The organism is Streptomyces sp. NPDC031379 (genome assembly GCF_055569615.1).
On sequence record NZ_JBVIIT010000016.1, the window covers coordinates 152,560 to 175,466 of the forward strand.

A 22,907-nucleotide genomic window follows, 5' to 3' on the forward strand; every position below is an offset into this window, starting at 1 on the left:
GGTGGGAACGGTCCGGGGCACCACGTCGGCCAGGGCGGATGCCGGTGGGTCACCCTGTCGGGGCCGGTCAGCTCGCGGCGGCGAGGTTGGTGGTGAAGAAGTCGGCCAGCTTGTCGATGGCGGGGTCGATGTACTCCTTCTTGTCGTGGAGGTCGACGTGGCTGGCGCCCTTGATGCGGTGCAGTTCCTTGGGGCCGGTGGCGCGTTGGTGTGCCTCGACGGCCGTCCAGGAGGTGACGGCGCGTTCGCCGATGATCTGGAGCATCGGGCGGGGGCCGATCAGCGGGACGGCGAAGAAGGCGTCGTAGAAGGCCAGCCTGTCGATGCTCTCCCAGGCCAGGAACTTCGCGGAGCGCTCGTGCTCACCGCGCGGGGTGCAGTAGTAGTCGAAGCCCTCGATGCCGTGTTCGCCGCCGAGCGCGCCTTCGTGTCGGCACGGCCGAGCCCGGCACACGTGTTTCCACTCCGGGCTGGGAGTCGCCCATACGCTCCGCGAGACCGGCCGGGACACCCTCTCGCCCCCATCGGCCCGTCGCCCCCGTCGGCCCCTGCGGCCCTTTTGGTTCCTCGCCCTCGCCGTCCCGTCGGCCTCGTCGGCCCGTCGGCCGCCCCGAGCCCGTCGGCCTCCTCGGCCCGTCGGCCGCGGCCCCACAGCGGATCGGCGTCGCCGCCCGGCACCTCGTCGAACCGGCGTGGCCAGTCGGCGCAGCCGGGCGCCGCGCGGACGAAGTGCTCCGCGTACTCGTCCCGGGCCGGCGCGTCGGTACGGGAGGTCTCGATGGCGCGGGCAGCGGCGACCAGGAAGGCGGTCATACCCACCCCCGCGACTCCGGTGCTGCTTCCTCGGGCGGTGTCGGTCATGTCCCTCTCCGCGGTGCCGTGTCCTGCGCGGTTGTTGTGCGTAACACGTCCGTGGGCGGGCCAGGGGTTCAGTCGCCCTTCTCGGCGGGAGCGCGTGAACGGACATGTCAGGAGCCGTCACCGGTCCGCCCCCGGCGCCCCGCCGCACACCTGACGGCATGATGGTGCTCCCCGCACCCACGTCCGGAGGGGAAGACATGCCCCATCAGGTTGCCGCCCGCCGGGGTGCTGGACGTGCGTCACCGGGTGGCGACGACCGGGCCGGCCAGCCGGTGACGGACGACCCTCAGCGCAGGCCGACGGCGCGTGCCACGGTCTGCGTCACCGCGTTGCCCGCCGTGTCACCGGCACTCACCCGCAGGGACACGAAGTCGGCTCCGCGCGGCGCGTCGAGGACGTAGCGCCCGCCGCGCCCGTCCCGCAGCCGCTGCCAGCGGTGCCCGTCGTCGTAGGACACCTCGACGGCCGGCCGGTCGACCCGGCCCGCGCCCGCCGCCCCGGGCAGGTGCAGCGCAGTGACCGTGAGGCCCGCGTGCCTGCCCACCCGGCCCGCGCCGTCCGTCGCGATCGCGTAGTCGAGCTGGATCAGCGGCAGGACCGCCTGGGCGTCCGCGGCCGGGGCCTTCGACGTGAACCTCCACTCGGTGCGGGTGGAGGGGGAGCAGGGGCTGACGGTGGCGTCCCTGCTGTTCTCCACGACCAGCCGGTACGGCAGGGCTCCCGCCGTGGGCGCGTCGGCCGCGACGACGGTGCCCGTGCCCTGCCCGAGCAGGGTCCTTCCCTGGTACAGCGCGAGGGTCTGCCGGGTCCGCTGGTAGTCCATGGACATGCCCACGTGGTCGGCCCCGCCCCAGCCGGGGACATCGGCGCTCAGCCTGCCTCCGGTCCGGCTCGGCAGCTTGTAGTTGTCGTTGAGATACGGGCGTGCGATCGGCTTGAACCACTCCTGCGTCTGCCGGCTGCCCGCCCGGTAGGTGCGCTTCGGCTCTACTTCGTAGAGCAGGTCGTCGACGTACGCCTCCTGGCCCCAGCTGTTGTCCCCGGTGGTGGAGACCCAGTCGACGCGGTGGCTGTTCACCGGCTCGCGCATCGTCGTCCCGATGCCCCAGTTCGAGTAGGCGGGCCAGTCGAAGCGGTACTCGCCGCCGCCGCGCGACGGATCCGGGCTGTCGAAGGTGACGTCCACCCGGGCCAGATTGCGCGGACCGCCCCGGACGACCATGTCGGACGGTATCTCGTCGTGCCACGTCTGCATCAGGTCGTACACGTACGGGCTGGCGGGCACGGAAGTGACCGTGAGGGTGCTCCGGCCGCGCCGCACCTGGCCGATCAGCTTCTCGCCCTCGTCCGTGCTCAGCAGGGCGACGTCGAGCGGGGCGGGGGTGAACGGATCGTCGCCGTATTCGCGGATCTGCCGTCCCGGTCGGTCGTTCACGACCAGCAGCAGCTTCGCTCCCGCCGCCGCGGCGGCCCGCGCCTGCGCGACGTCGCCGGCCTCGGCGTCGCGACGCACCACGACCGCCCCGCCGCGCGCGTCGAGCCCCGTGTAGTCGGCCGCCGAGCCGTTGCCGGCCAGGACCGCGCGCAGCGTGCGCCGCCCCTCGGGCAGCGGGGTCACGGCCGCCTGGCGCAGTACGTCCGTGAAGTCGGCCGAGGCGGTGGAGACGCTGAGCGCGGGCTCCTCCTTCCGCCACCGGGCCGCCATGTGGAAGTCGCCGTGCCGGACCCTTTCCGTGGTGGGCTGCGCCCAGAGGCTGTCGTAGCCGGTCTGGGTCTCCATGTAGTCGCGCCAGACGGCTCCGCCCATCGAGCGGTTGTACTCCAGCCGCTGGTAGGTGACCTCCGTGCGCTGCGGGGTCGTCATGTCGATCCGGCGCACCTGCGCCGCGTCCAGCGTGACGGTGGTGTCGCGGTCGAGGGACACTTCCGGGTCGCCGAGCAGTGCCATGCCGAGGGAGTGCGGGCCGTGCACGCCCTGTACGTCCTTGAAGGCCAGCACCGAGTACACGTCGTCGGGCAGGAACGCCTCCGCGGTGCCCGACTCGTCGACGACGAAGAAGAACGGGTCGTACTCGCCCGACTTGAGCACCTGCACGACGCCCGGCATGGCGTCACCGTGGGCGTCCTTGAGCACCAGCCTCAGCTTGTGGGCGACGTCGCCCAGCGAGACGGCGGTGTGGGCCGCGAGCGCGCCCGTGGGGCCGGTCGCGAGGATCTGGCCGCTGTAGCGGCCGTTGCCGGGGGCGCGGGAGGCGTCGATGGTGACGGTGACGTCGGCGCTGCCGTGCGCGGGCACGACCACGCGGTCCGCCGACAGCCGGAACAGCCCGTCGGGAGCGTTCGGCGCCGTCACCGACAGCGTGAGTGTGACCGGCGCGGCCGTGGTGTTGGTGTACGTCACCGGGCGCCGGACCGCACTGCCCTGCCCGCTGCCCGGCACCCGCCCCGCGTACGCGGTCGCCGACGCGAACACGTCCGCCCGTACGGCCGCCGCCACGTCGAGACGCCCGCTGCCGCCCTGGAAGGCGTCGTACCGCGGGGTCTGCAGTGAGCTGCTGGTGAGGAGGTCCTTGAGCTGGGCACCCGTCAACTCCGGGTGTGCGCGGGCCAGGAGGGCGGCGGCGCCGGTGACGTGGGGGGTGGCCATGGAGGTTCCGCTGAGCACCTGGTAGTCGCCGCTGCCCTCGGGCGCGTACCGGGAGCGCGCGGCGAGCACGTCGACGCCGGGTGCGGTGATCTCCGGCTTCAGCGCCCCGTCGCCGACGCGCGGGCCCTGGCTGGAGAAGTAGGCGACCGAGTCCGTCGAGTCGACGGCCCCGACGGTCAGTGCGGCGTCCGCGGCACCGGGGCCGCCGATGCTGTCGGGTGTCCCCGTGTTGCCCGCGGCCGTGACGAACAGCGCCCCCGTCCGGGCGCTGAGCCGGTTGACCGCCTCGCTCTCCGGGTCGGTCCCGTCGGACGGCGTGGTGGACCCGAGGCTCATGTTGATCACCTTGGCGTGCTGGTCGACCGCCGCCCATTCCATGCCCGCGATGATCCAGGAGTCCTGGCCCCAGCCCTCGTCGGAGAGCACCTTGCCGATGTGGAGCGAGGCACCGGGTGCGACGCCCCGCTCCTTGCCGCCGGAGGCGGCTCCCGTTCCGGCGATGGTCGAGGCGACGTGCGTGCCGTGCCCGTTGCGGTCCTGGACGTCCTGGTCCGGCACGAAGCTCTTGGCGGCAGCCGTCCGGCCCTCGAGGTCGGGGTGCCCGGTGTCCGCCCCGGTGTCCAGGACGGCGACGTCGACCCCCTCCCCGGTGTCGCCGCCAGCCCAGACCTGCGGTGCGCCGATCTGGGCCGTGGTGTCGGCGAGGTCCGCCTCCACCTTTCCGTCCAGCCAGACGCGGGCTATGCCCAGGCCGAAGGCGCCTGCCTCATGGCCCGCGGCGCTGCGGGAGGCGGGTGTCTCGGTGACGGCGTCCCAGAAGTCGGCGGCCCGTGCGCGGTCCTGGGCGAGGGCGGCGCCGTGCAGGCTGCTGAGGTCGCGCGTGCGTGTGGCGCCGGTCGGCGGCGCGCTCCGCCACAGCGCGGCGGGGCTGGACCGGTAGGAGACGATCAGCGGCAGCCGGTCACGGTGCGCGTCGTCGTACCCGGCGGCGACGAGGTCGCTGACGTCGAACAGCCGCCGGTCCAGGGTGCCTTGGGCCACGTACGGCAGGGCGGCCTCCGGGTACACGTAGAGGTCGCCGCCCGCCTCCGTGACGTGGGCGTTCGCGGGACCGCCGGCCGGGCCGGTGACGACGACCGTGCCGCTCTCCCCGGAGGATCGCCGGGTGGTGACGACGTCACCGGTGATCAGGGTGATCGTGTGTGTGCCGGGCGGTGCGCCGTCCGCGGCCGTCCGTGAGGTGGAGGTGCCGGCGGCAGCGGTGAGCGGAGTCGACAGGGCGAGCACGGCGATGCCCGCGACGACTGCCGCACACCTACGTCTGAGACGTGTTCTCAAGGTGTGTCCAGGGTCCGAAAGGGATCCGGGCACGGATGTGCCCGGACGACTTCGGAGAACTGCCCACATGGACGGCGTCGCACGCCGGTTCGGCCAGATGTGTTCACCGGCGGGCTCCCTGTCGCCGGGGGCCGTCGGGCCTACGGCCGTTCGCTCACACCTGCGGCACCTCGGCGGACACGGAATCCTCTACACCGACCGCTACGGCGACATGCTCGCGTCCTCATGCACATGTGTGTCGGGGTGTGTGAGGTGCCGCCGGTCACTTGGCGAGGTTGGCGGTGAAGTAGTCGGTGAGCTTGTCGACGGCCGGGTCGATGTACTCGCGCTTGTCGTAGAGGTCGACGTGGCTGGCGCCGGGGATGCGGTGGAGTTCCTTGGGGCCGGTGGCGGCCTGATGGGCCTCGACGGCCATCCAAGCGGTGACGGCGCGCTCACCGATGATCTGCAGGATGGGGCGGGGCCCGATGAGGGGCACGGCGCGGAAGACGTCGCTGGAGGCCATCTTGTCGATGCTCTCCCAGGCCAGGAACTTCGCGGAACGCTCGTGGTGGCCGCGGGGGCCGCAGTAGTACTCCCAGCCCTCGACGCCGTGCTCGCCGCCGAGCGCGCCGGCCTGTTCGGCGGTGTCGGGGAACATGGTCATCACGCCGGGGTCCTCGCCGCGGGCCGCGGCGGTGCGGGCCTGGGCGGCTGCGTCCAGCAGGGTCTGGAAGACGGCCGGGTCCTGGGAGCCGTCGGCGCCGTAGCGGAACTGGCGGGCCGGCTCGGCGGTGCACACGGTGGCCACGGCCTTGACGCGGTGGTCGCCGCCGGTGGCGGCCAGCGAGTAGCCGCCGGAGGCGCAGATGCCCAGCAGGCCGATGCGGTCGGCGTCGACCTCGGCGCGGGTGGTGAGGTAGGAGACGGCGGCCTTGAAGTCCTCGATCCGCTGGGCGGGGTCCTCCAGGCCCCGGGGCAGGCCGCCGGACTCGCCCTGGTAGGCGGCGTCGAAGGCGAGGGTGACGAAGCCGCGCTCGGCCATCAGTTGCGCGTACGTGCCCGAGGTCTGCTCCTTCACACCGGTGCCCGGGTGACCGACCACCAGCGCCGGGCGCGGGCCGTCGGCCGGGGTGTCGGGGGTGTAGAGGTGGGCGGCGATCTCGATACCGGCGCTGTCGAAACCGACACGGGTCCTGGCCATGAGAACTCTCCTTGAGCAAAGAGCGGTGGTGGTGATGCTGTCCCGTCCCCGGCCGTTCCGCCGGGCACACATCCACCATCCGCCCTCCCGCCCGCCGGCGGGAGAGACAGGTTTCTGCCTGGGAAAGAACCTGCCCCCTCACACCCGCCCCACAGCGCTCCCGGCTCCCGGCGAGCACCGGCATCGGGCACCTCCGGGCGAACCTCGACGTCCAGGACGTGGAGTTGACAGCCGAGGAGAGCTGGACGATCGACGCCCTCTCCCCTACCGGCGTCACGGCCTGAACGGTCTCCCACAGCCCGTGCAGCGTCGCCTGGACGCGCGCTTCCCGCTCCCGTCCGGTCAGTGCAGCCACATCGACGAGACAAGTCTACCGATGTATACATAGTGGGTCGGATGTCGATCAGGAGGAGACGGATGAGCGAGCGACACCGCTGCGTCCGCGCCCGGCGGCGCTCGGCGCTGCACCGGCGCCGCCCCCGCGGGCGGTGAGCGTCTTTCCTTCGGGCCCGACCGGCGGGACAGGCCCGGGACACGCGAGGCTGCCGAACAGGTCTCGTAGCCCACGGCGGCAGGCTCTGTATCCGACAACTGTTCATGTCGCGGCCCCTTCACACATGCGCCGACATCGGCCGAGCGGACCGCAGCAGGCGAGGAATGTGAGAGAGAAGTGGACAACTTGGCGCGCGCAGCGTTCAGGCAGCGTGTGGAGACCGGGGGACCCCTGATGGTCCCGCACTGCCCGGACGCGCTCACGGCACGCCTGTGCGAGCAGATGGGATTCGACGGCGGATACCTCGGAGGCGGAGGCCTCGGCCTGTCGCTCGCGGTCTCCGAGGCGCTGTTGTCGGTCACGGAACTCGCCCAGGCGGCGGCTGCGATTCGCCGGCGCTCCGCGCTTCCCCTCGTGGTGGACGGCGGAGTGGGCTTCGGTGACGCCGTGCATGCCCAGGGCACCGCCGGCCGCATCCGCGCCGGGGGCGGCCAAGCGGACGTGGCGGTCGGCGACCTGAGCACGGCGAAGGGAGCCGAGGCTGTCGCGGCCGAGGCGCTCTCCGGCGGCACGGTCGACATCCTGGTCAACAACGCCGGGCATACGACCAGGTCGGCTGGATGGATGCCACGCCCGAGATCTGGGCGCAGACGTATCAGGCCAATGTGATCTCGGGTGTGCGGATGATCCACAGTCTCGTTCCGGGCATGCGGGAGAGCGGCTGGGGCCGGGTCATCCAGATCGGCGGCGGCCTGGCCGTCCAGCCCATGCCGGTGCAGCCCCACTACAACGCCTCGCTCGCCGCCCGCCACAACCTCGCCGTGTCCCTGGCGCGTGAGTTGAAGGGGAGCGGTATCACCTCCAACACGGTGGCGCCTGGGGCGATCCTGACGGACACGGTCCGGGACCTGTTGTGGCAGATCGCTCCCGCCCATGGCCGGGGCGACACGTGGGAGGAGATCGAACGCGCGGCCGCGGAGAGCTGGGTGCCCAACGACACCAACCGGTTCGGACGCCCCGAAGAGATCGCCGCGGCGGTCGTCTATCTCGCGAGCCCCCTCGCCGACTACGTCAGCGGCGCGACTTTGCGCGTGGACGGCGGAACCGTTCGCTCGGTGAACCGACGCACCGGACACGTGATGCAGCCGACCAGGTGTCCCGCGGCCGGGCTCGCCGTCTCCCGGCCCCGCCCGCGCGATCCCCGGCACCGTGGTCGGGGAGACGTCGCCCGCTCACCCAAGAAGTCTACAGGTGTATACTTAGCGGCATGGCACACACTCCACCGGTCGTCACGGCGCGGGGAGTCCACGAGAGGAAAACAGGACATGAACCTGAATCTGGTCGGAAGGCGCGCGCTCGTCACGGGGTCGAGTCTCGGGCTCGGCGAGGCCACCGCGAAGCTCCTGGCGGCCGAGGGTGCCGCGATCGTGGTCCACGGCCGGGACAAGGCGCGCACGGAGAAGGTCGCGAAGGAGATCCGCGAGGCCGGCGGAAGCGCCACTACGGTGCTGGGCGACCTCGCCGACGACGCGACCGCCGCTGAGGTCTCCCGGGCGGCCACCGCGGACGGCCCCGTCGACATCCTCGTCAACAACGCCGGCTTCTACCGCCATCTGTCGTGGGCGGAAGCGACCCCCGACGAATGGCGTGACACCTACAACGCCAACGTGGTCTCAGGTGTGCGGATGATCCAGCACCTGGTCCCGGCGATGCGTGAGCGCGGCTGGGGCCGGGTCATCACCATCGGCGGCGGTCTCGCCTCTCAGCCGATGAACACACATCCTCAGTACAACGCCACCCTGGCGGCCCGGCACAACCTCGCCGTGTCGCTGGCCCGCGAACTCAAGGGCACTGGCGTCACCTCGAACGTGGTCTCGCCCGGAGCCATCCTCGTCGAGGCCACCAAGGAACTCGTCACCGCGATCGGCCCCGCCCGTGGATGGGGTGACACCTGGGAGGAGATCCGGCCCAACGCCGTCAACGCTCTGATCCCCAACGACCAGGAGCGCTTCGGCGAGCCGGACGAGATCGCGGCAGCGGTGGCGTACCTGTGCAGCGACTACGCCCAGTACGTCAGCGGCGCCACCATCCGCGTCGACGGTGGACTCATCCGCTCCGCCTTCTGAACGCGACACGGGCAGACCGCTGCCCTTCCCGCCGTACGAGCCTTCGCCGTCGGTTACCCGATGGCGTCCTCGGCGCCGTTGACAGGCGCAGTCCCGTCACCGGCCTCCCCGGTGACCGGCCCGAGCATGCCCGCCAGGAGATCCGCGAGGTCGTCGTTGTCGGCCTCGGCGAGGGCGGACGTGCCCACCACGGTACGCAGCAACCACGTCCCGGCGACCAGAGCCAGCCCGAGCTGGGCCCGCACCTCCGGCTCGGGACCAGCCAGCAACCCCGCCAGACGAGCACCCACGTGCGCCTCGATGCCACGGCGAAGGGCATCCGTCGCCTCGGGATCCTGCACCGAACGGAGCATCAGCAGGAACGGATCGAGACGCTCGGCGCCGGGCGCGGTCCGCTCGGCGAGCGTGTGCGCGATCGCACGCGACAGGCCGCCACGCTCGTCACCGACCACCGTCGGCGGCCCGAAAGCCCGGTCCACCGCCTGGGCGAACAGGCCTTCCTTCGACCCGAAGTAACGGTTGATCATCATCGCTGTCACACCCGCCCGCTCAGCGATCTGCCGGACCCCGGCCCTGGCGTACCCGTGCTCCGTGAACTCCACCACCGCCGCGGCGAGAATCGCCTCGCGCGTCGCGGCACCGTCACGCTTGCGGGCAGGCTGTACAGCACTCATGCAGCGGAGCATACGTGGGGCCGGCGGCCTGTCCGAGACGTGGCCGCAGTACGCCGCCGTTCGCCGAGGCCGGCTGCCCGTCGCTGCAGACGCGGTTCACCGCGCACGGGGGGCCGCGGGCCGACACCGATCCGCGCCGCCTGGACAGGATCGTCGTCGATCTGGTCACCAACGCCCACCGGCACGGCCGCGCGCCCGTCGAGGTCGAGGTGACGGGCACGACGGTCACCGTACGCGACCACGGCCCCGGGTTCCCCGCCCACCTGCTGGCCCACGGGCCGCAGCGGTTCCGTACCGGGGCGGCCGAACGCGGACTCGGTCACGGCCTGGGCTGGCCATCGTGCTGGGCCAGGCACGGGTGATCGGCGCCCGGCTGGACCTCGCCAACGCCCCCGACGGCGGGGCGGTGGCCGTGCTCCGGCTGCCCGCCGCGCCCTGAACACACCTCCACTCCTGGGCCCCGATACACGGCGGATGCACAGTCGAGCGGTGCCGGAGAGCCGGCCACGGCCTCCCGGACACGCCCTCCCCGCAAGGTGATCGAGGTGTGTGAGCGTCACGCACCTGCCCGCAGGAGGTGCGTTCCCATGTGCCCGGTCACCGTTCCCGGCGAGTCCGAGCCGCGCCCGGACGTTCCCGCCGCACATGTCCCGGCTCCGCCGCGCGCTCCGCTCGCGCCCGGCCGTCTCAGGGGGCGCCGGTGCCGTCGCGCTGACCACCCTGGTCGTGCTCGCCGCCGCCCTGCGCCCCGGCGGTGACGGCCCGGTAGGCCCGGTGTCGGCGAAGTCCCTGCCCTGGCCGGCGGAGGTGCAGACCCGCGTCCACGTGGAGGGCCTGGGCGCCCGGGGCGAACTCGGCTCCCGGGGCGCGCAGAAGCCCGCCGCTCGCCAGCGTGACCAAGGTGATGACCGCGTATCTCATCCTGCGCGACCATCCGATCCCTCCCGGCGGGAGCGGTGCCCGTATCACCGTGGAGGCGCGGGCCGCCCAGGAGTCCACGGCACGGTCCACGACACCAACACCCTGCTCGGCGAGCACGGCGTGATCGGCGTCAAGACCGGCTCCAGCAGCCCGGCCGGCGGCAATCTGATGGGCTCGGCCACCGCCCCGGACCGCGACGGACACGAGCGGCTCGTCCTGGGCGTCGTGCTGCACCAGGAGGCCGGCACCGGCTCCGAGCGGGGCCTCGACGCCGCGCTCACGAGGAGCCGTTCCCTGGTCGCGAGCGTGCGGCGGTGGGTGGCCGCCACCGGACCGGCCGGCCGCTGACGGCCGGCGCCCCGAGGCACCTCCACCGGCAGGTGGACGACGTCGGCGGCACCCCTCCCGCGGCGAGACGCTCCTCACCGCGAGCCCCGGGATTCGACAAGAGGCCAGTGGACCTTTATGGTGGAGTGCATAAGGTTCCAGTGGCCTCTTAAGCGGGGTCGCTGGTCAGACTCCGAGAGAGAAGGCGGTCCCGGCCATGAACGAAGACACCGCACACGTGGCCCGTACGCCGCTGGGCGGTTCCGGTATCGCGGTGCGGCCCGTCGGCCTGGGACTGATGGGGATGTCGCAGTTCTACGGCGCGGCGGACCCCGACACCTCGGTCGCCACCGTCCGGGACGCGATCGAGCTGGGCGTGGAACTGTTCGACACCTCGGACTACTACGGGGCGAGCAGCGCCACCCCGGGCCGGCCGGTGGCCGGCTTCGGCCACAACGAGGAACTGCTGGGACGCGCCCTGCGGGGGCGCCGGGACCGGGCGGTCGTGGCGACCAAGTTCTCCGCGCGCCCCACGTCCGGGGGCCGCAGCTCCTTCGACGGCCGCCCCGCGTACGTGAAGGCCGCCTGCGAGGCCAGCCTGAAGCGACTCGGCACGGACCGGATCGACCTGTACTACTACCACCGGCTGGATCCGGCCGTCCCCGTCGAGGACACCGTGGGTGCCCTGGCCGAACTGGTCGCCGAGGGCAAGGTCCGGGCGATCGGCCTGAGCGAGGTCACCCCGGAGATCCTGCGACGGGCCCACGCGGTCCACCCCGTCTCCGCCCTGCAGAGCGAGTACTCGCTGTGGGAACGCGGCGTCGAGGCCGAGGTGCTGCCGGAGTGCCGCCGTCTGGGCATCACGCTGGTGCCGTACAGCCCGCTGGGACGCGGCATGCTCACCGGCGCCTTCCACCGGGGCTCCGAGTTCGGCCACGACGACTTCCGGTCCACCCTGCCCAAGTTCCAGGGCGACAACTTCGAGCACAACCGGCGACTCGTCGACGCGCTGGAGGAGTTCGCCGCGAGCACGGGGCACACCCCCGGCCAGATCGCCCTCGCCTGGCTGCTGGCCCAGCCGCACGACATCGTGCCGATCCCCGGCGCCAAGCGCATGACCTACGTCCGCGAGAACTTCGCGGCGACCTCGGTCCGGCTCAGTGCCGACGACGTGGCCCACCTCGGCGCCCTGTTCGACCCCGCCGGGGTCAGGGGCGGCCGGTACGGAGCCCTCAACACACTTCCGGACGACGCCGGGGCCTGAGGCACCGACACCCTTCGAACCATCCGGAAAAGGAGCACTTCTCATGAACTACGACGACCAGTTCGCCGGCAAGACGGCCTTCGTGACGGGCGCCGGCAGCGGCATCGGTTCCGACATCGCCCGGCTGCTCGCCGCACGCGGGGCGAACCTGGCCCTGGTGAGCCGTCAGGAGGCACCGTTGCACCAGCTCGCCGACGAGATCGGCGCGGCCGGCGGCAAGGCCCTCGTCCTGCCCGCCGACGTGAGCGACCCGCGCGCGGTCGAGCACGCCGTCGCCGAGACCGTCCGCCACTTCGGCGCCCTGCACCTGGCCGTGAACAACGCGGGCACCTCCGGCGCCTTCCACGAGGTGCCCGAACTCCCCGAGGAGGAGTGGAACAAGACCGTCGGGATCAACCTCTCCGGCGTCTTCTACGGGATGAAGTACCAGATACCGGCGATCCGGGAGGCCGGCGGCGGCGCCGTCGTCAACATCTCCAGCGTCTTCGCCGACCGGGGACTGCCCGCCCGCGCCGCCTACAGCGCGAGCAAGCACGGCCTGCGCGGACTGACCCGCACAGCCGCCGCGGAGTGGTCCCGGCACGGCGTCCGCATCAACGAACTCCAGCCCGGCGTCATCCCGGTGCCCCGCCAGCAGGGCAACCCCGACGAGGTCGCGAAGATCGCCGAGCGCATTCCGGCCGGCCGGCTCGGCACCGGCACGGAGGTGGCGAAGGCCGTCGCCTTCCTGCTCTCCGACGAGGCCTCCTACGTCACCGGCGCCCACCTCGCCGTCGACGGCGGCTTCCTCATCTGAACCCCACGTTCCCTTCCTTCCACGTCCCTTTCGAGAACAGAGACAGAGGCGACACCATGACCAAGACCTGGCTGATCACCGGAAGCTCCCGCGGACTGGGCCGCGCCATCGCCGAGGCCGTCCTGGAGGACGGCAACAACCTGGTCGCCACCGCCCGGCGCACCGAGCCCCTGAACGACCTCGCAGAGAAGTACGGCGACCGGGTCCGGCTGGTCACCCTGGACGTGACCGACGCCGAGGCCTCGCGACGGGCCGTGCAGGCCGCCGTGGACACGTTCGGCCGCCTGGACGTCGTCGTGAACAACGCCGGCTACGCCGACATGGCCGCCATCGAGGACATGACCGACCAGGCGTTCCGCGACCAGATCGACGCCAACCTCTACGGCGTCGTCAACGTCACCCGCGCCGCCCTTCCCGTTCTGCGCGAGCAGGGCGCCGGCCACATCATCCAGATCTCCTCCGTCGGCGGACGCGTGGGTGGCCCCGGTCTGGGCGCCTACCAGGCGGCCAAGTGGGCGGTCGGCGGCTTCTCCGAGGTCCTGGCCAAGGAAGTGGCCCACCTCGGCATCAAGATCACTGTCGCCGAACCGGGCGCCATGCGCACCGACTGGGCCGGCTCCTCCATGACCACCCCGCCGGTCAGTGACCCTTACAAGACGGTCATCGAACCTGCCATCGCCCGTCAGCGGGCGTCGGACGGCAACCAGACGGGCGACCCCGCGCGCATCGCACGGATCCTCCTGGACATCACGGAGGCGGAGGAGCCGCCGCTGCGCCTGCTGCTCGGCAAGGACGCCGTCCGGGTCGGCCGGTTCGTGGCCGAGACCCTTGCCGCCGGGGACGCCAAGTGGCGTCACGTGAGCGAGTCCGTATGACCCGCGTCACCGGACCCGGCGCACGGGTCCGGACCTCGTCGGTGCTGTCCCGAGGGACGGCACCGGCGGGGCTTAGGGTTACCGCAGGCGGCTCCGGACTCGGACCGCGAGAAAGTTCCCTGGGGAAGCGACGATGACAGACGACCGGCCGACGGATTTCCAGCGCGCGCGCAGCGCCGAGCAACGCGAGGTCCGCAAGCAGGCCATCCTCGAAGCCGCGACACACCTCCTGACGGAGATGCCCGTCAGCGACATCAGCCTGCGGGAACTCAGCCGGCGGGTCGGACTGTCGAAGACCAACGTGGTGCGCTACTTCGAGACGAGGGAAGCGGTCTTCTTCGAATTGCTCAACCGGAACCTCGCCCAGTGGGTCGAGGAGCTGCCCGCCGACCTCGCGCCCGCCGAGGCGGCCGCACCGGCGTCGCCGCGGGCCGTGACGGACGCCCTGGCCCGGTCCCTGGCCCGCCGGACCCTGTTGTGCGAACTGCTCGGCTCCCTGGGATCCGAACTCGAACGGAACATCTCCGCCGAGTCCGCGCGCGATTTCAAGCTGGCCCACGTCCGGCTGCTGGGCACGCTGGCGGATCTGCTGCGGCGGCACATCCCCGCGCTGACCCCGGCCGCCGCCCGCGAACTGGTCTCCCTGACCGTCGTGTGCACGGCCGGGCTCTGGCCCTTCGCCCACCCCTCACCGGCTGTCGCCGAGGCCCAGCTGGACCCCGAACTCGCCGACACCAAGGTCGACTTCGCCGAGCGGCTGGGCCGCACCCTGCACGTCGCCGTCACCGGGCTGCTGAGTCTGGGGTGACGACGCCCGTGCGTCCGTCGGCGGCCCAGGCGTGACGACAGGCCCTAGCCCGGCAGGCCGATGGTCCGGGCGATCTCGTGGACCCGCTCGGACCAGGGCGTGCTCTCCGAGTTCCGTCACGGGGAAGTCGAAGACGATGTCGAACGCCTTGATGACGTGGAAGCCGTCCCCCTCGAGCCCGCGGTCCCCGCCCAGGCCCTGCGCCCGCCAGAAGTCGTTCCAGGCCCGGTCGACCAGGACCGCGTAGCGGCTGTCCTCGGGCCGGGCGTGTGTCTCCCCGGAACAAACCTGAAGTCACTGCCTTGAACACACACGCAAACACATGTTTCACAGATGATAGTAGGTGTGACCTTGGTCCGTTTCAGGTGTCACCGCTCGGATCGATGATCCACGAGGCTGATATCGTCGATTCGTGACTACGGAGACGGCACCGGAACAGGCAGTCCCGACACTGCGGCAGAGGATCGTCCTGGCCGCGGCCGGGCTGCTGGAGGAGGGGGGCCTGGAGGCGGTCTCGACCCGCGCCGTCGCCGCCCGGGCCGGCGTGCCGACACCGTCGATCTTCCGGATCTTCGGGGACAAGGACGGGCTGCTCGAGGAGGTCGCCGAGCACGGTTTCCGGCGCTACCTCCAGGTGAAGGCCGACCTGCTCACCGGCGACGATCCGGTCCAGGCGCTGCGCGACGCGTGGGACCTGCACATCCGCTTCGGACTCGAGCACCCGGCGTACTACTCGCTCGTCTACGGCCAGGTCCGCCCCGGCCACATGCCGCAGGCCGGACGCCGGGCCGCCGCCGACCTGCGGCACATGATCACCCGTGTCGCCGCCGCCGGACGCCTGCGGATGAGCGTCGAACGCGCCACCGGGGTCATGCACTCCGCCGGGGTGGGCACGATCCTCACCCTCACCAGCCTCCCCGAGGACGCGCGCGACCTGCGAACCGCCCACGCCGCACGCGAGATGGTCATCGACACCCTCACGCTCCCGCCCCAGGACGGGACCGGCGGCACCGGCCCCGCCCCCGGCGGCACCACGGCGAGCAGCGCCATGGCACTGCTCGCCGCCCTCGACCAGGACGACACGGCGGCGCTCAGCCCGGCCGAGCGGTCTCTGCTGCGGGAATGGCTCAATCGGCTGGCCGACGGCGCCGACGGCGACGGCTGACGCCGTACGTGTTCCGCACCCGCACGGGTATGCGCCTCCGCGGCCGCCGGTGCGCTCGCGGCCCGCGTCCGTACACCCGGCCGCCGGTGTGCCCGCAGCCCGCGTCCGTACACCCGGCACGGATCGTCACACGCGGCACGGATCGTCAGCCGCGCCGGCACACCTGGCCACACCTCCGCCGGCGGGGCGGGTCACCGTGAAGACATGACCAGCAACGACTCGTCCGCCTTCGGCGGCCGACTGCTCATCGGCGCCACCGGCTCCGCCGCGGTCGCCACGCTTCCGATGTACATCAACGCGTTGCGCGCCACGTTCACCGGGACCATCACCGTCCTGATGACGCACACCGCGTCCACGTTCCTCCCGCCGCACACCGTCGGCCTGTTCGCGGACCGGGTGGTCACGGGCACCACGCCCGACGACTGGGCCGGGGAGAACCAGGCGACCCTGGCGGCCGAACACGACATGATGGCCGTCCTGCCGGCCACCGCCAACATGCTCGCCGCCACCGCCATGGGCGCCGTGCCGAACATGCTGACCGCGACGATCGCCGCCGCCGAGTTCCCCGTGGTGTTCTTCCCGGTGATGACCGGCGAGATGTGGCTGAAGCCCGCCGTCCAGCGCAATGTCGACCAGCTCCGCCGGGACGGCCACCACGTCGTCGACCCGCAGTGGGGACAGCGCTACGACGTCGGCCTCAAGCAGCTCGTCAAGGCTCCCATGCCGCCGGCGCCCCCTCAGTTCATCGAGATCGTCCGGGAATTCATGGCCGGGCGGGGGCCCGAGGACGGCTGAGGGCCCCCACCGCATCCCGTGCGGCGGCACCTCGCCGGACCGTCACCGCGCGTCCGGCCGCCGGGAACGGTAGGCGCCGGGCGTCATGCCCGTGACGGCCCGGAACGCCCGGTACAGCTGCGCCTCGCAGCCGAACCCGCACGCGCGGGCCACGGCGGCGAGAGGGCGTTCGGGGCGCGCCAGCACCAGCCGCTGGGCGTGCGACACCCGCAGCCGGCGGATCAGCGCCGTGAGCGATTCACCGTCCGCGGCCAGGGCGCGGTACATCGTGCGCCGGGAGATTCCGCAGCCCGCGGCCACCGCGGTGGCGTCGAGGCGGGGATCCGTGGCGTGCTGCCGTACGAACCGGTGGATCCGTTCCCGGGTCAGCGCCGTGGCCGGCGCCTTCGGCGGCGTGCTGCCCGCCGCCCAGGCCAGACCGGTGCCCAGCAGGTCGACGGCGTGCGGCAGCAGTGCGGCCGCCGCCCTCGCATCCTGACCCTGCACGCGGTTGAGACCGACGAGGAAGTCCACGACGACCCGGCCGGGTCCCGAGGCGTCCAGCTCCACGCCGGCCGCCCCGGCGAGCGAGCCTTGCGGCAGCCGGGACCTGGGCACCTTCACCACCAGCTGGGAGAAGTCCTCCTCGAAGTCCAGCGCGTAGGGGCAGGTGCTGTCGACGAAGGCCATCGTCCCCGGCGCGAGCAGGGCCACCCGCCCGTTCTGCTCCAGCCTGGCCCGGCCGCGCAGCTGGACGTTGGCGAGGAGCACGTCCTCGTGGTCGCGTCCGATCAGCCGTCGCGTTCGGACCACCCGCTGGGGGCCTGCGGTCAGCTCGGCGAAGCCGATCCCGTCCAGGACGGAGTACTCGATCCGCCCCGCGAAGGCCCCGTCCCGCCCGGGACGCGCCGCCACTTTGACGAACGCGTCACAGACCACGTCGGCCCAGTAGGCGAACGCGTCGGACGCGGCGACGTCCGCGCTGGACCACACGGTGCGCGGACGAGAACGTGAGCAGGGGTTCATGGTCCGGTCAGATCAGTCCGCGGGCGGCGGCCCGGACGCCGGCCTGGAAACGGGTGTCGGCGCCCAGCTTGGCCAGGACGGCGGCGACGCGCCGGGTGGCGGTCCGGGTGCTGCACCCCAACTGGCGTGCGATGGCCTGGTCCTTCAGCCCGGCCTTGAGCATGCCGAGGAGCAGCAGGTCGTCCGGGTCGAAGGTGTCGTCCTCGGCGGGCGCCGCGCCGGAGATCGGTTCGGCGCGGTCCCAGTAGGCCTCGTACAGCTCCATCAGAGCGTCGAGCATGGCGGACGGATGGATGACGACGAGGTCGTCGTAGACCGGGCCGGACAGCGGGACCAGGGCCACCCGCTTGTCGATGATGTGCAGTTTGAACGGCAGGGACGGCAGCAGCCTGGACCGCTCGCCCAGTTCGGCGAGTCTGAGCAGGGTGGCGAACCGTCCGGGGCGCTCCATGGACTGCGGGCAGTAGATCGAGCGCACGTCGATGCCCTGTCCGAGCCAGGTCGCCGTGATGGCGAACTCGTCCTCGTTGCTGTGGTGCAGGCCGTCGGGGCGGCCCACGTAGGGCGGCCGGTCGAGGGCCCACATGTGGCTGGTCGTGGAGTTGCTCAGTTCCTCGACCCGTTCCAGGATCAGCTCGCGGTCCGACAGGACCTCCACCAGGTTGCGCGGATCGGAGCGCAGCCGCCCCTCCCGGTAGCGCTCGGCGATCCGGTCGATCTCCGTCCGTGCCGAGGCCAGCGCGGTCTCCACCTCGAACTGCCGCCTGGCCAGCAGGGGCGGCAAAGCGGACTGGGGGTTCGTCGCCTGGTGATGGCCCTGGCCGGTGACGTGGAGGAGCCCGAGTTCCCGCAGCCGGTCGACGGACCGCAGGACCTGGTGCTCCGGCGCCCCCAGCGACGCGGCGACGTCCGCGACGGTCACCTGACCGCGGTCCAGGAAACACCGGTACACCCGTTCGTCGGACTCGGCTATGCCCAGGGCCGTGAGCACGTATGCGTACCTCCGTCGGATCGGCGTGTGACATCCGTGGCGCGGTTGGTCATCCGTCCAAACCCGCCATCAGAGTATCTGGACACCTGTCAGAGGTACAGCGTTCACTTTCCTCGCCGCGACACTCGGTCGCCGTGTTCCGACCGTCGTCGCCTCTTCCCCCGCACGCGCAGCGCCACCCCGAAGGTGCTGGAGACACCCTCCGGCTCGGCCCACTCCCGTGGAGGAACGTGTGAGTTTCACGCTCCGAAGAAAGAAACTCGCCTGGGGCGCGGCGGCTCTCGCCGTCTCCCTGGCCGCTGTCTGTACCGGCGCACCCGCCCAGGCCGCCGGCGATCCGCTCACCCCCGTCCCGCTGACCGGGCACCTCCCGGCCGGCCGCTACATCGTCACCCTCGCGGACGCGCCCGTCGCCCTCTACAAGGGCGGCGTGGACGGCCTCGCCGCCACCGCGCCGTCGCCGGGCGCCAGGGTCGACACCTCCAGCACCGCCGCACACCGCTACCGGGACTACCTGAAGGAGCGGCAGACCAAGGCCGCCGCCTCCGTCGGCGCCAAGGTCCGGGGGCGCTACACGGTGGTCACCAACGGCTTCACCGCGAACCTGACGGCCACTCAGGCCGCACACCTGAGCGTGCGGCCGGGCGTCCTCAAGGTCAGCCCGGACGGATGGAACAAGGCGACGGACGACTCCCGGGCGACCGACCTCATGGGGCTGTCGGGGCCGCACGGGGTGTGGTCGGCACTCGGCGGCACCGCGAAGTCCGGCAAGGGCGTGGTCGTCGGCGTCATCGACACCGGCATCTGGCCCGAGAGCGCGTCGTTCGCCGCCCCCGCGCTGGGCAGCGCGCCCCCCACGGCCAAGGACCCGTACCGCCCGTACCGCAAGGGCGACGTCATCAGGATGAAGAAGGCCGACGGAAGCACCTTCACCGGCACCTGCCAGACCGGTGAGGAGTTCACCGCCGCCGCCTGCAACACCAAACTCGTCGGCGCGCGGTACTTCGGCGACGCCTATCTCGCCGAAACTCCCCCGGAGGAGCGGGACGACTACGTGTCACCGCGGGACGGCGAGGGTCACGGCACCCACACCGCGTCCACCGCCGCGGGCAACGCGGACGTCCAGGTGACCGTGGGAGGAAAGGACTTCGGCAAGATCTCCGGAGTGGCACCGGGCGCCGCGGTCGCCGTGTACAAGGCGCTCTGGAAGGACAAGGGCGGCGCCGACTCCGACATCGTCGCGGCGATCAACCAGGCGGTGGCGGACGGCGTCGACGTGATCAACTACTCCGCGGGGGCGCTCCTGGAATCCCCGCTCGACTCACCCGTGCAGCAGGCCTTCCGGGCGGCGGCACAAGCCGGGGTGTTCGTGTCGTCGTCCGCGGGCAACAACGGCCCGTCGAGGTCGTGGATAGACAACACCGCCCCGTGGACCACCACCGTCGCGGCCAGCACCATGGCGACCCCGGAGGCCACGGTGAAGCTGGGCGACGGCCGGACGTTCGTCGGGGCCAGCGTCACCGTGGACGCGGAACTCGGACCGAAGCCACTGGTGTTGTCCACCGACGTGCGGGCCGCCTCGGCGACGGAGAGCGCGGCGAAGCTGTGCCAGGACGGGACGCTCGACCCGGTGAAGACGGCCGGGAAGGTCGTGGTGTGCGACCGGGGGGTCACCACCCGGGTGAGCAAGTCGGCCGAGGTGGCTCGGGCCGGGGGCGTCGGCATGGTCCTGGTGAACACCAGCGACCAGGACACGGACGGCGACATCCACCTGGTGCCGACCGTGCACCTGAACGGACCGGCGGCCACGACGGTCCGCGCGTACGCGGCGGCGCCGGGCGCCACCGTCTCACTGGAGCCGGGAGGTTCCACCGGGACGCCCTACCCGCAGATCGCCCCGTTCTCCTCCAGGGGACCCTCGGACGACAACAAGGGCGCACTGATCAAGCCGGACCTCGCCGCACCGGGTGTGGCCGTGCTCGCCGCCGTCGCGCCGCCCAGCAACCAGGGGCACGACTTCGACTTCATGTCGGGAACGTCGATGGCCGCGCCGCAGGTGTCCGGTCTCGCGGCCCTGTACTTCGGCGTGCATCCCACGTGGTCCCCGATGGCGGTCAAGTCGGCCCTGATGACGACCGCGGTGGACACCAAGACCGCGTCGGGCGGCACCAACACCGACGTGTACGCGCAGGGTTCCGGTGTGGTCGACCCCGCCGCGATGCTCAACCCCGGCCTGGTGTACGACTCGTCGAACCGCGACTGGCTCGCCTACGAGGAGGGCCTCGGGATCGACACGGGGACCGGCGTCGCGCCCATCGAGCCCAGCGATCTGAACTACCCGTCCCTCTCCGTGGACCGGCTGCTCGGTTCGCGGACCCTCACCCGTACGCTGACCGCCGCCAGGCCGGGTGTGTACCGGGCCTCGGTGGACCTGCCCGGTTTCCAAGCCGAGGTGAAGCCCTCGACGCTGCACTTCACCCGCGCCGGACAGACCGCGAAGGTCGGCATCAAGCTGACGCGCACCACCGCGGTCTCCGACGTCCCCGTCACGGGCTCCCTGACCTGGACCGGCAGCGGGCACGTGTCGGTACGCAGCCCGATCGTGGTGACACCGCAGAGCCTGCTGGCCCCCGGCCGCGTCACCGGCGGCGGGAGCGCGGGAAGCGTCTCGTACTCCGTGACCCCGGGAACCGAGAAGCTGACGCTCACCGCGTACGCCCCCGTGGCGGGCGCCCCGGTGCGCGGTGAGGTGTCCCAGGAGACGGGCAACGCCCAGGACTTCGTCCTCACGGTGCCCGAGGGAAGCAGGGCCGGCGAGTTCTTCGCCGTCGGGGACGGCCCCGACGACAAGCTGTATCTGATGGTCACGCCCTTGCGGGAGGACGGTTCGCTCGACGCGGCCGGGCAGCTGAGCGAGTACGAGCACCGGGCGCACGTCAGCCTGACGACGCTGAAGCCGGGCAAGTACGCGGTGACCGTCATGTCGGCCTGGTACGAAGGGGCGCCGTTCTCGTCCGACATCAAGTTCACACTCCAGGCGAACGTGGTGGGTGCGGACACGCCCAGGACGGGCACGTTCAGCGTGTCTCCCACGCATCCCGTGACGAAGCCGGGCGTCCCGTTCCCGGTCACCGGCACGTGGTCCGGCGTGGACACCTCCGCTCCGGCCACCGCCTACGTCGGGTACCAGGACGGCACCGGCACGCTGGTCGGCATCGGCGGCTGACCCCCCTCGTCCGGCGGGCCGCCCGGCGGCCCGCCGGACACGCGCGTCCTCAGGACGTGGACCACTTCTGGTTGGGGCTGCCGGAGCAGGACCACAGCTGGAGCCGAGTGCCGTTCGCCGTGCCGTTGTCCCGGACGTCCGTGCACTTGTCGGCGAGCGTGCTGACCAGGTCGTGTCTGGGGTTCAGCACGAACCGCTGCGCCGGACTGCCGTCGCAGGAGGCGAGTTCGAGGTCCGCCCCGTCGTCGGTCGAACCGCCCGCGAGCTGCACGCACATGCCGAGCGCTCGCATGGTTCCGCCCGTGAACGTCCAGTGCTGCGCGGCGGATTCCGAGCAGTCCCAGATCATCAGTCCCGCGCCCTGCACGGCCTTGCCGCCCACGACGTCCACGCAGCGCTGCGAGGCGTGGCTGAACACGTTCACCCCCGGCACCGCGGCCGGAGCGGTCGTCCTGGTCCCGGTCGTGTCCTTCGCCGCCGGGGCGGTGGCGTGCTCGCCGGGGGACGCGGAGTCCTCGCTCGACGCGCTGCTCCCGGGCGAGGCGGACGGAGGCTTGCCGGAACTCTCGGTCTTCTCGCCGGTGCCGGTGGCGGACGCCGTCACCGAAGGCGCCGGCACCTCGCCGAGTCCGTCGACGACGTCCGTGCCGCGGCCGTCGGAGTCGACGGTCACCGACGCCCCGCCGCTCTTGTCGTGGTCGTGACCGTCGACCAGGCCCAGGGTCAGCAGGACACCGCCCGCCGCCAGCAGCCCGACGATGCCCACGACGGCGAGGGCACCGCGGAACCCCTCGCGCCGGGCCTTGTCGCCCTGACGCCGGCCGGCCGGTTCGAGGGATACGACGATGTCCGGAGCGGGGCTCCTGTCCGTGTCACCGCGGCCTGCGAAGGTGGCGCCGTGCTTGTCTGCCGCGGAGCCGCCCACCGGGGCCTCGGTCGCCGGGGGCGCCGCCCCGGCCCCGCGGCCGGCGTTCCCCCGCGACCCGAGCGAGGAGATCTGGGTGAGCCGGGGCAGCGAGGTGCCTCCGGCGTCCGCGTCGGACGCCCGGTCACCGCTGCGCGGCGCGGCCGGCTCCGCGCCGCCGGCCGGGGTGCCCTCCCGGGCGGGCCCGGAACCGGAACCGACGGACCTGGCGCTGCCCGGGACCCTCTTGGGGAGATCCCCTGCCGACCGGGGCGTGTGTGGAGGCTGCATGACTTCCTTTCCAGCGGAGCCGGAGCATGGGCGGCAGTGTCGCGGGGGTGCCCGACCGGTCTCCCGGCCGGTCCGGCCCTGCCACACATGAAGCGGATCCGCCGCCGTCCCGGTTCACCCCTGCGACGTGTGACATGTGACTCATACCGGTCTGTGAGTGAGGACACGAACCGGCGCGGCCGACGGCACCGGACGCGTAGGGACGGCGCCGCGCACA

At 72.3% G+C, this 22,907-nt stretch carries 16 protein-coding genes and 3 pseudogenes; 11 read left to right on the forward strand and 8 right to left on the reverse strand.

Going from position 1 to position 22,907, the window contains the following annotated elements; all coding sequences use genetic code 11:
- Positions 1 to 67: 67 nt before the first annotated feature.
- The 4 genes and pseudogenes from ACZ5CW_RS23510 to ACZ5CW_RS23525 all read right to left on the reverse strand — a co-directional run.
- Positions 68 to 424 (reverse strand): annotated as a pseudogene (locus ACZ5CW_RS23510) (alpha/beta hydrolase); the annotation flags it as partial.
- 209 nt (positions 425 to 633) lie between these two features.
- Positions 634 to 861: pseudogene (locus tag ACZ5CW_RS23515) on the reverse strand (SAM-dependent methyltransferase); the annotation flags it as partial.
- A 286-nt stretch (positions 862 to 1,147) separates the two neighbouring features.
- Entirely contained in the window at positions 1,148 to 4,846 is a 3,699-nt protein-coding gene (locus ACZ5CW_RS23520) for a S8 family peptidase (protein WP_468604365.1), read from the reverse strand.
- 262 nt (positions 4,847 to 5,108) lie between these two features.
- Positions 5,109 to 6,029, reverse strand: a complete 921-nt coding sequence (locus ACZ5CW_RS23525; protein ID WP_468604366.1) for an alpha/beta hydrolase — start codon at positions 6,027 to 6,029, stop codon at positions 5,109 to 5,111.
- A gap of 679 nt (positions 6,030 to 6,708) precedes the next feature.
- On the opposite strand from ACZ5CW_RS23525, the gene ACZ5CW_RS23530 reads away from it, so the two are divergent.
- Together ACZ5CW_RS23530 and ACZ5CW_RS23535 are read left to right on the forward strand one after the other, a co-directional pair.
- Positions 6,709 to 7,191: a hypothetical protein gene (locus ACZ5CW_RS23530; protein ID WP_468604368.1), complete on the forward strand. Its 483-nt coding sequence runs from the start codon at positions 6,709 to 6,711 to the stop codon at positions 7,189 to 7,191.
- Complete coding sequence (locus ACZ5CW_RS23535) at positions 7,143 to 8,648, forward strand: SDR family NAD(P)-dependent oxidoreductase (protein ID WP_468604370.1); 1,506 nt, start codon at positions 7,143 to 7,145, stop codon at positions 8,646 to 8,648. The genes ACZ5CW_RS23530 and ACZ5CW_RS23535 overlap by 49 nt, the downstream gene beginning before the upstream one ends.
- A gap of 53 nt (positions 8,649 to 8,701) precedes the next feature.
- Here ACZ5CW_RS23535 and ACZ5CW_RS23540 read toward each other — a convergent pair whose 3' ends face one another.
- Positions 8,702 to 9,322: a TetR/AcrR family transcriptional regulator gene (locus ACZ5CW_RS23540; RefSeq protein ID WP_468604372.1), complete on the reverse strand. Its 621-nt coding sequence runs from the start codon at positions 9,320 to 9,322 to the stop codon at positions 8,702 to 8,704.
- A gap of 83 nt (positions 9,323 to 9,405) precedes the next feature.
- Between ACZ5CW_RS23540 and ACZ5CW_RS23545 the strand changes: the two are divergent.
- The 8 genes and pseudogenes from ACZ5CW_RS23545 to ACZ5CW_RS23580 form a co-directional block, all read left to right on the forward strand.
- Positions 9,406 to 9,761: pseudogene (locus tag ACZ5CW_RS23545) on the forward strand (ATP-binding protein); the annotation flags it as partial.
- Positions 9,762 to 9,967: 206 nt separating this feature from the next.
- Positions 9,968 to 10,591, forward strand: a complete 624-nt coding sequence (locus ACZ5CW_RS23550; protein WP_468604374.1) for a hypothetical protein — start codon at positions 9,968 to 9,970, stop codon at positions 10,589 to 10,591.
- Positions 10,592 to 10,787: 196 nt separating this feature from the next.
- Positions 10,788 to 11,834: an aldo/keto reductase gene (locus ACZ5CW_RS23555; protein ID WP_468604376.1), complete on the forward strand. Its 1,047-nt coding sequence runs from the start codon at positions 10,788 to 10,790 to the stop codon at positions 11,832 to 11,834.
- 43 nt (positions 11,835 to 11,877) lie between these two features.
- Complete coding sequence (locus tag ACZ5CW_RS23560) at positions 11,878 to 12,630, forward strand: SDR family NAD(P)-dependent oxidoreductase (protein WP_468604378.1); 753 nt, start codon at positions 11,878 to 11,880, stop codon at positions 12,628 to 12,630.
- A gap of 56 nt (positions 12,631 to 12,686) precedes the next feature.
- Entirely contained in the window at positions 12,687 to 13,505 is an 819-nt protein-coding gene (locus ACZ5CW_RS23565) for an SDR family NAD(P)-dependent oxidoreductase (RefSeq protein ID WP_468604380.1), read from the forward strand.
- 133 nt (positions 13,506 to 13,638) lie between these two features.
- Positions 13,639 to 14,313: a TetR/AcrR family transcriptional regulator gene (locus ACZ5CW_RS23570; protein WP_468604382.1), complete on the forward strand. Its 675-nt coding sequence runs from the start codon at positions 13,639 to 13,641 to the stop codon at positions 14,311 to 14,313.
- A 412-nt stretch (positions 14,314 to 14,725) separates the two neighbouring features.
- Positions 14,726 to 15,478: a TetR/AcrR family transcriptional regulator gene (locus ACZ5CW_RS23575; RefSeq protein ID WP_468604384.1), complete on the forward strand. Its 753-nt coding sequence runs from the start codon at positions 14,726 to 14,728 to the stop codon at positions 15,476 to 15,478.
- A gap of 204 nt (positions 15,479 to 15,682) precedes the next feature.
- Positions 15,683 to 16,273, forward strand: a complete 591-nt coding sequence (locus tag ACZ5CW_RS23580; RefSeq protein ID WP_468604386.1) for a flavoprotein — start codon at positions 15,683 to 15,685, stop codon at positions 16,271 to 16,273.
- Positions 16,274 to 16,315: 42 nt separating this feature from the next.
- Here the strand turns inward: ACZ5CW_RS23580 and ACZ5CW_RS23585 are convergent, their stop codons facing one another.
- On the reverse strand, positions 16,316 to 17,245 hold the full coding sequence (locus ACZ5CW_RS23585; RefSeq protein WP_468604388.1) for an AraC-like ligand-binding domain-containing protein: 930 nt from the start codon (positions 17,243 to 17,245) through the stop codon (positions 16,316 to 16,318).
- A 40-nt stretch (positions 17,246 to 17,285) separates the two neighbouring features.
- A complete protein-coding gene (locus tag ACZ5CW_RS23590) occupies positions 17,286 to 18,269 on the reverse strand; it encodes a helix-turn-helix domain-containing protein (protein WP_468604390.1) in 984 nt (327 codons plus the stop codon).
- Positions 18,270 to 18,501: 232 nt separating this feature from the next.
- On the opposite strand from ACZ5CW_RS23590, the gene ACZ5CW_RS23595 reads away from it, so the two are divergent.
- The gene (locus ACZ5CW_RS23595) at positions 18,502 to 21,495 is read left to right on the forward strand and encodes a S8 family serine peptidase (protein ID WP_468604392.1); all 2,994 of its coding nucleotides are present in this window, start codon (positions 18,502 to 18,504) and stop codon (positions 21,493 to 21,495) included.
- A 49-nt stretch (positions 21,496 to 21,544) separates the two neighbouring features.
- Here ACZ5CW_RS23595 and ACZ5CW_RS23600 read toward each other — a convergent pair whose 3' ends face one another.
- Complete coding sequence (locus ACZ5CW_RS23600; RefSeq protein WP_468604394.1) at positions 21,545 to 22,690, reverse strand: ricin-type beta-trefoil lectin domain protein; 1,146 nt, start codon at positions 22,688 to 22,690, stop codon at positions 21,545 to 21,547.
- Positions 22,691 to 22,907 lie beyond the last annotated feature (217 nt).

What these genes read in the sequence shown, in the direction of transcription:
- ACZ5CW_RS23525 (WP_468604366.1), bottom strand. Translation starts at nt 6,029, where the DNA reads ATGGCCAGGACCCGTGTCGGTTTCGACAGCGCCGGTATCGAGATCGCC.
- ACZ5CW_RS23535 (WP_468604370.1), top strand. Translation starts at nt 7,143, where the DNA reads ATGGATGCCACGCCCGAGATCTGGGCGCAGACGTATCAGGCCAATGTG.
- ACZ5CW_RS23540 (WP_468604372.1), bottom strand. Translation starts at nt 9,322, where the DNA reads ATGAGTGCTGTACAGCCTGCCCGCAAGCGTGACGGTGCCGCGACGCGC.
- ACZ5CW_RS23550 (WP_468604374.1), top strand. Translation starts at nt 9,968, where the DNA reads ATGTCCCGGCTCCGCCGCGCGCTCCGCTCGCGCCCGGCCGTCTCAGGG.
- ACZ5CW_RS23555 (WP_468604376.1), top strand. Translation starts at nt 10,788, where the DNA reads ATGAACGAAGACACCGCACACGTGGCCCGTACGCCGCTGGGCGGTTCC.
- ACZ5CW_RS23560 (WP_468604378.1), top strand. Translation starts at nt 11,878, where the DNA reads ATGAACTACGACGACCAGTTCGCCGGCAAGACGGCCTTCGTGACGGGC.
- ACZ5CW_RS23565 (WP_468604380.1), top strand. Translation starts at nt 12,687, where the DNA reads ATGACCAAGACCTGGCTGATCACCGGAAGCTCCCGCGGACTGGGCCGC.
- ACZ5CW_RS23570 (WP_468604382.1), top strand. Translation starts at nt 13,639, where the DNA reads ATGACAGACGACCGGCCGACGGATTTCCAGCGCGCGCGCAGCGCCGAG.
- ACZ5CW_RS23580 (WP_468604386.1), top strand. Translation starts at nt 15,683, where the DNA reads ATGACCAGCAACGACTCGTCCGCCTTCGGCGGCCGACTGCTCATCGGC.
- ACZ5CW_RS23600 (WP_468604394.1), bottom strand. Translation starts at nt 22,690, where the DNA reads ATGCAGCCTCCACACACGCCCCGGTCGGCAGGGGATCTCCCCAAGAGG.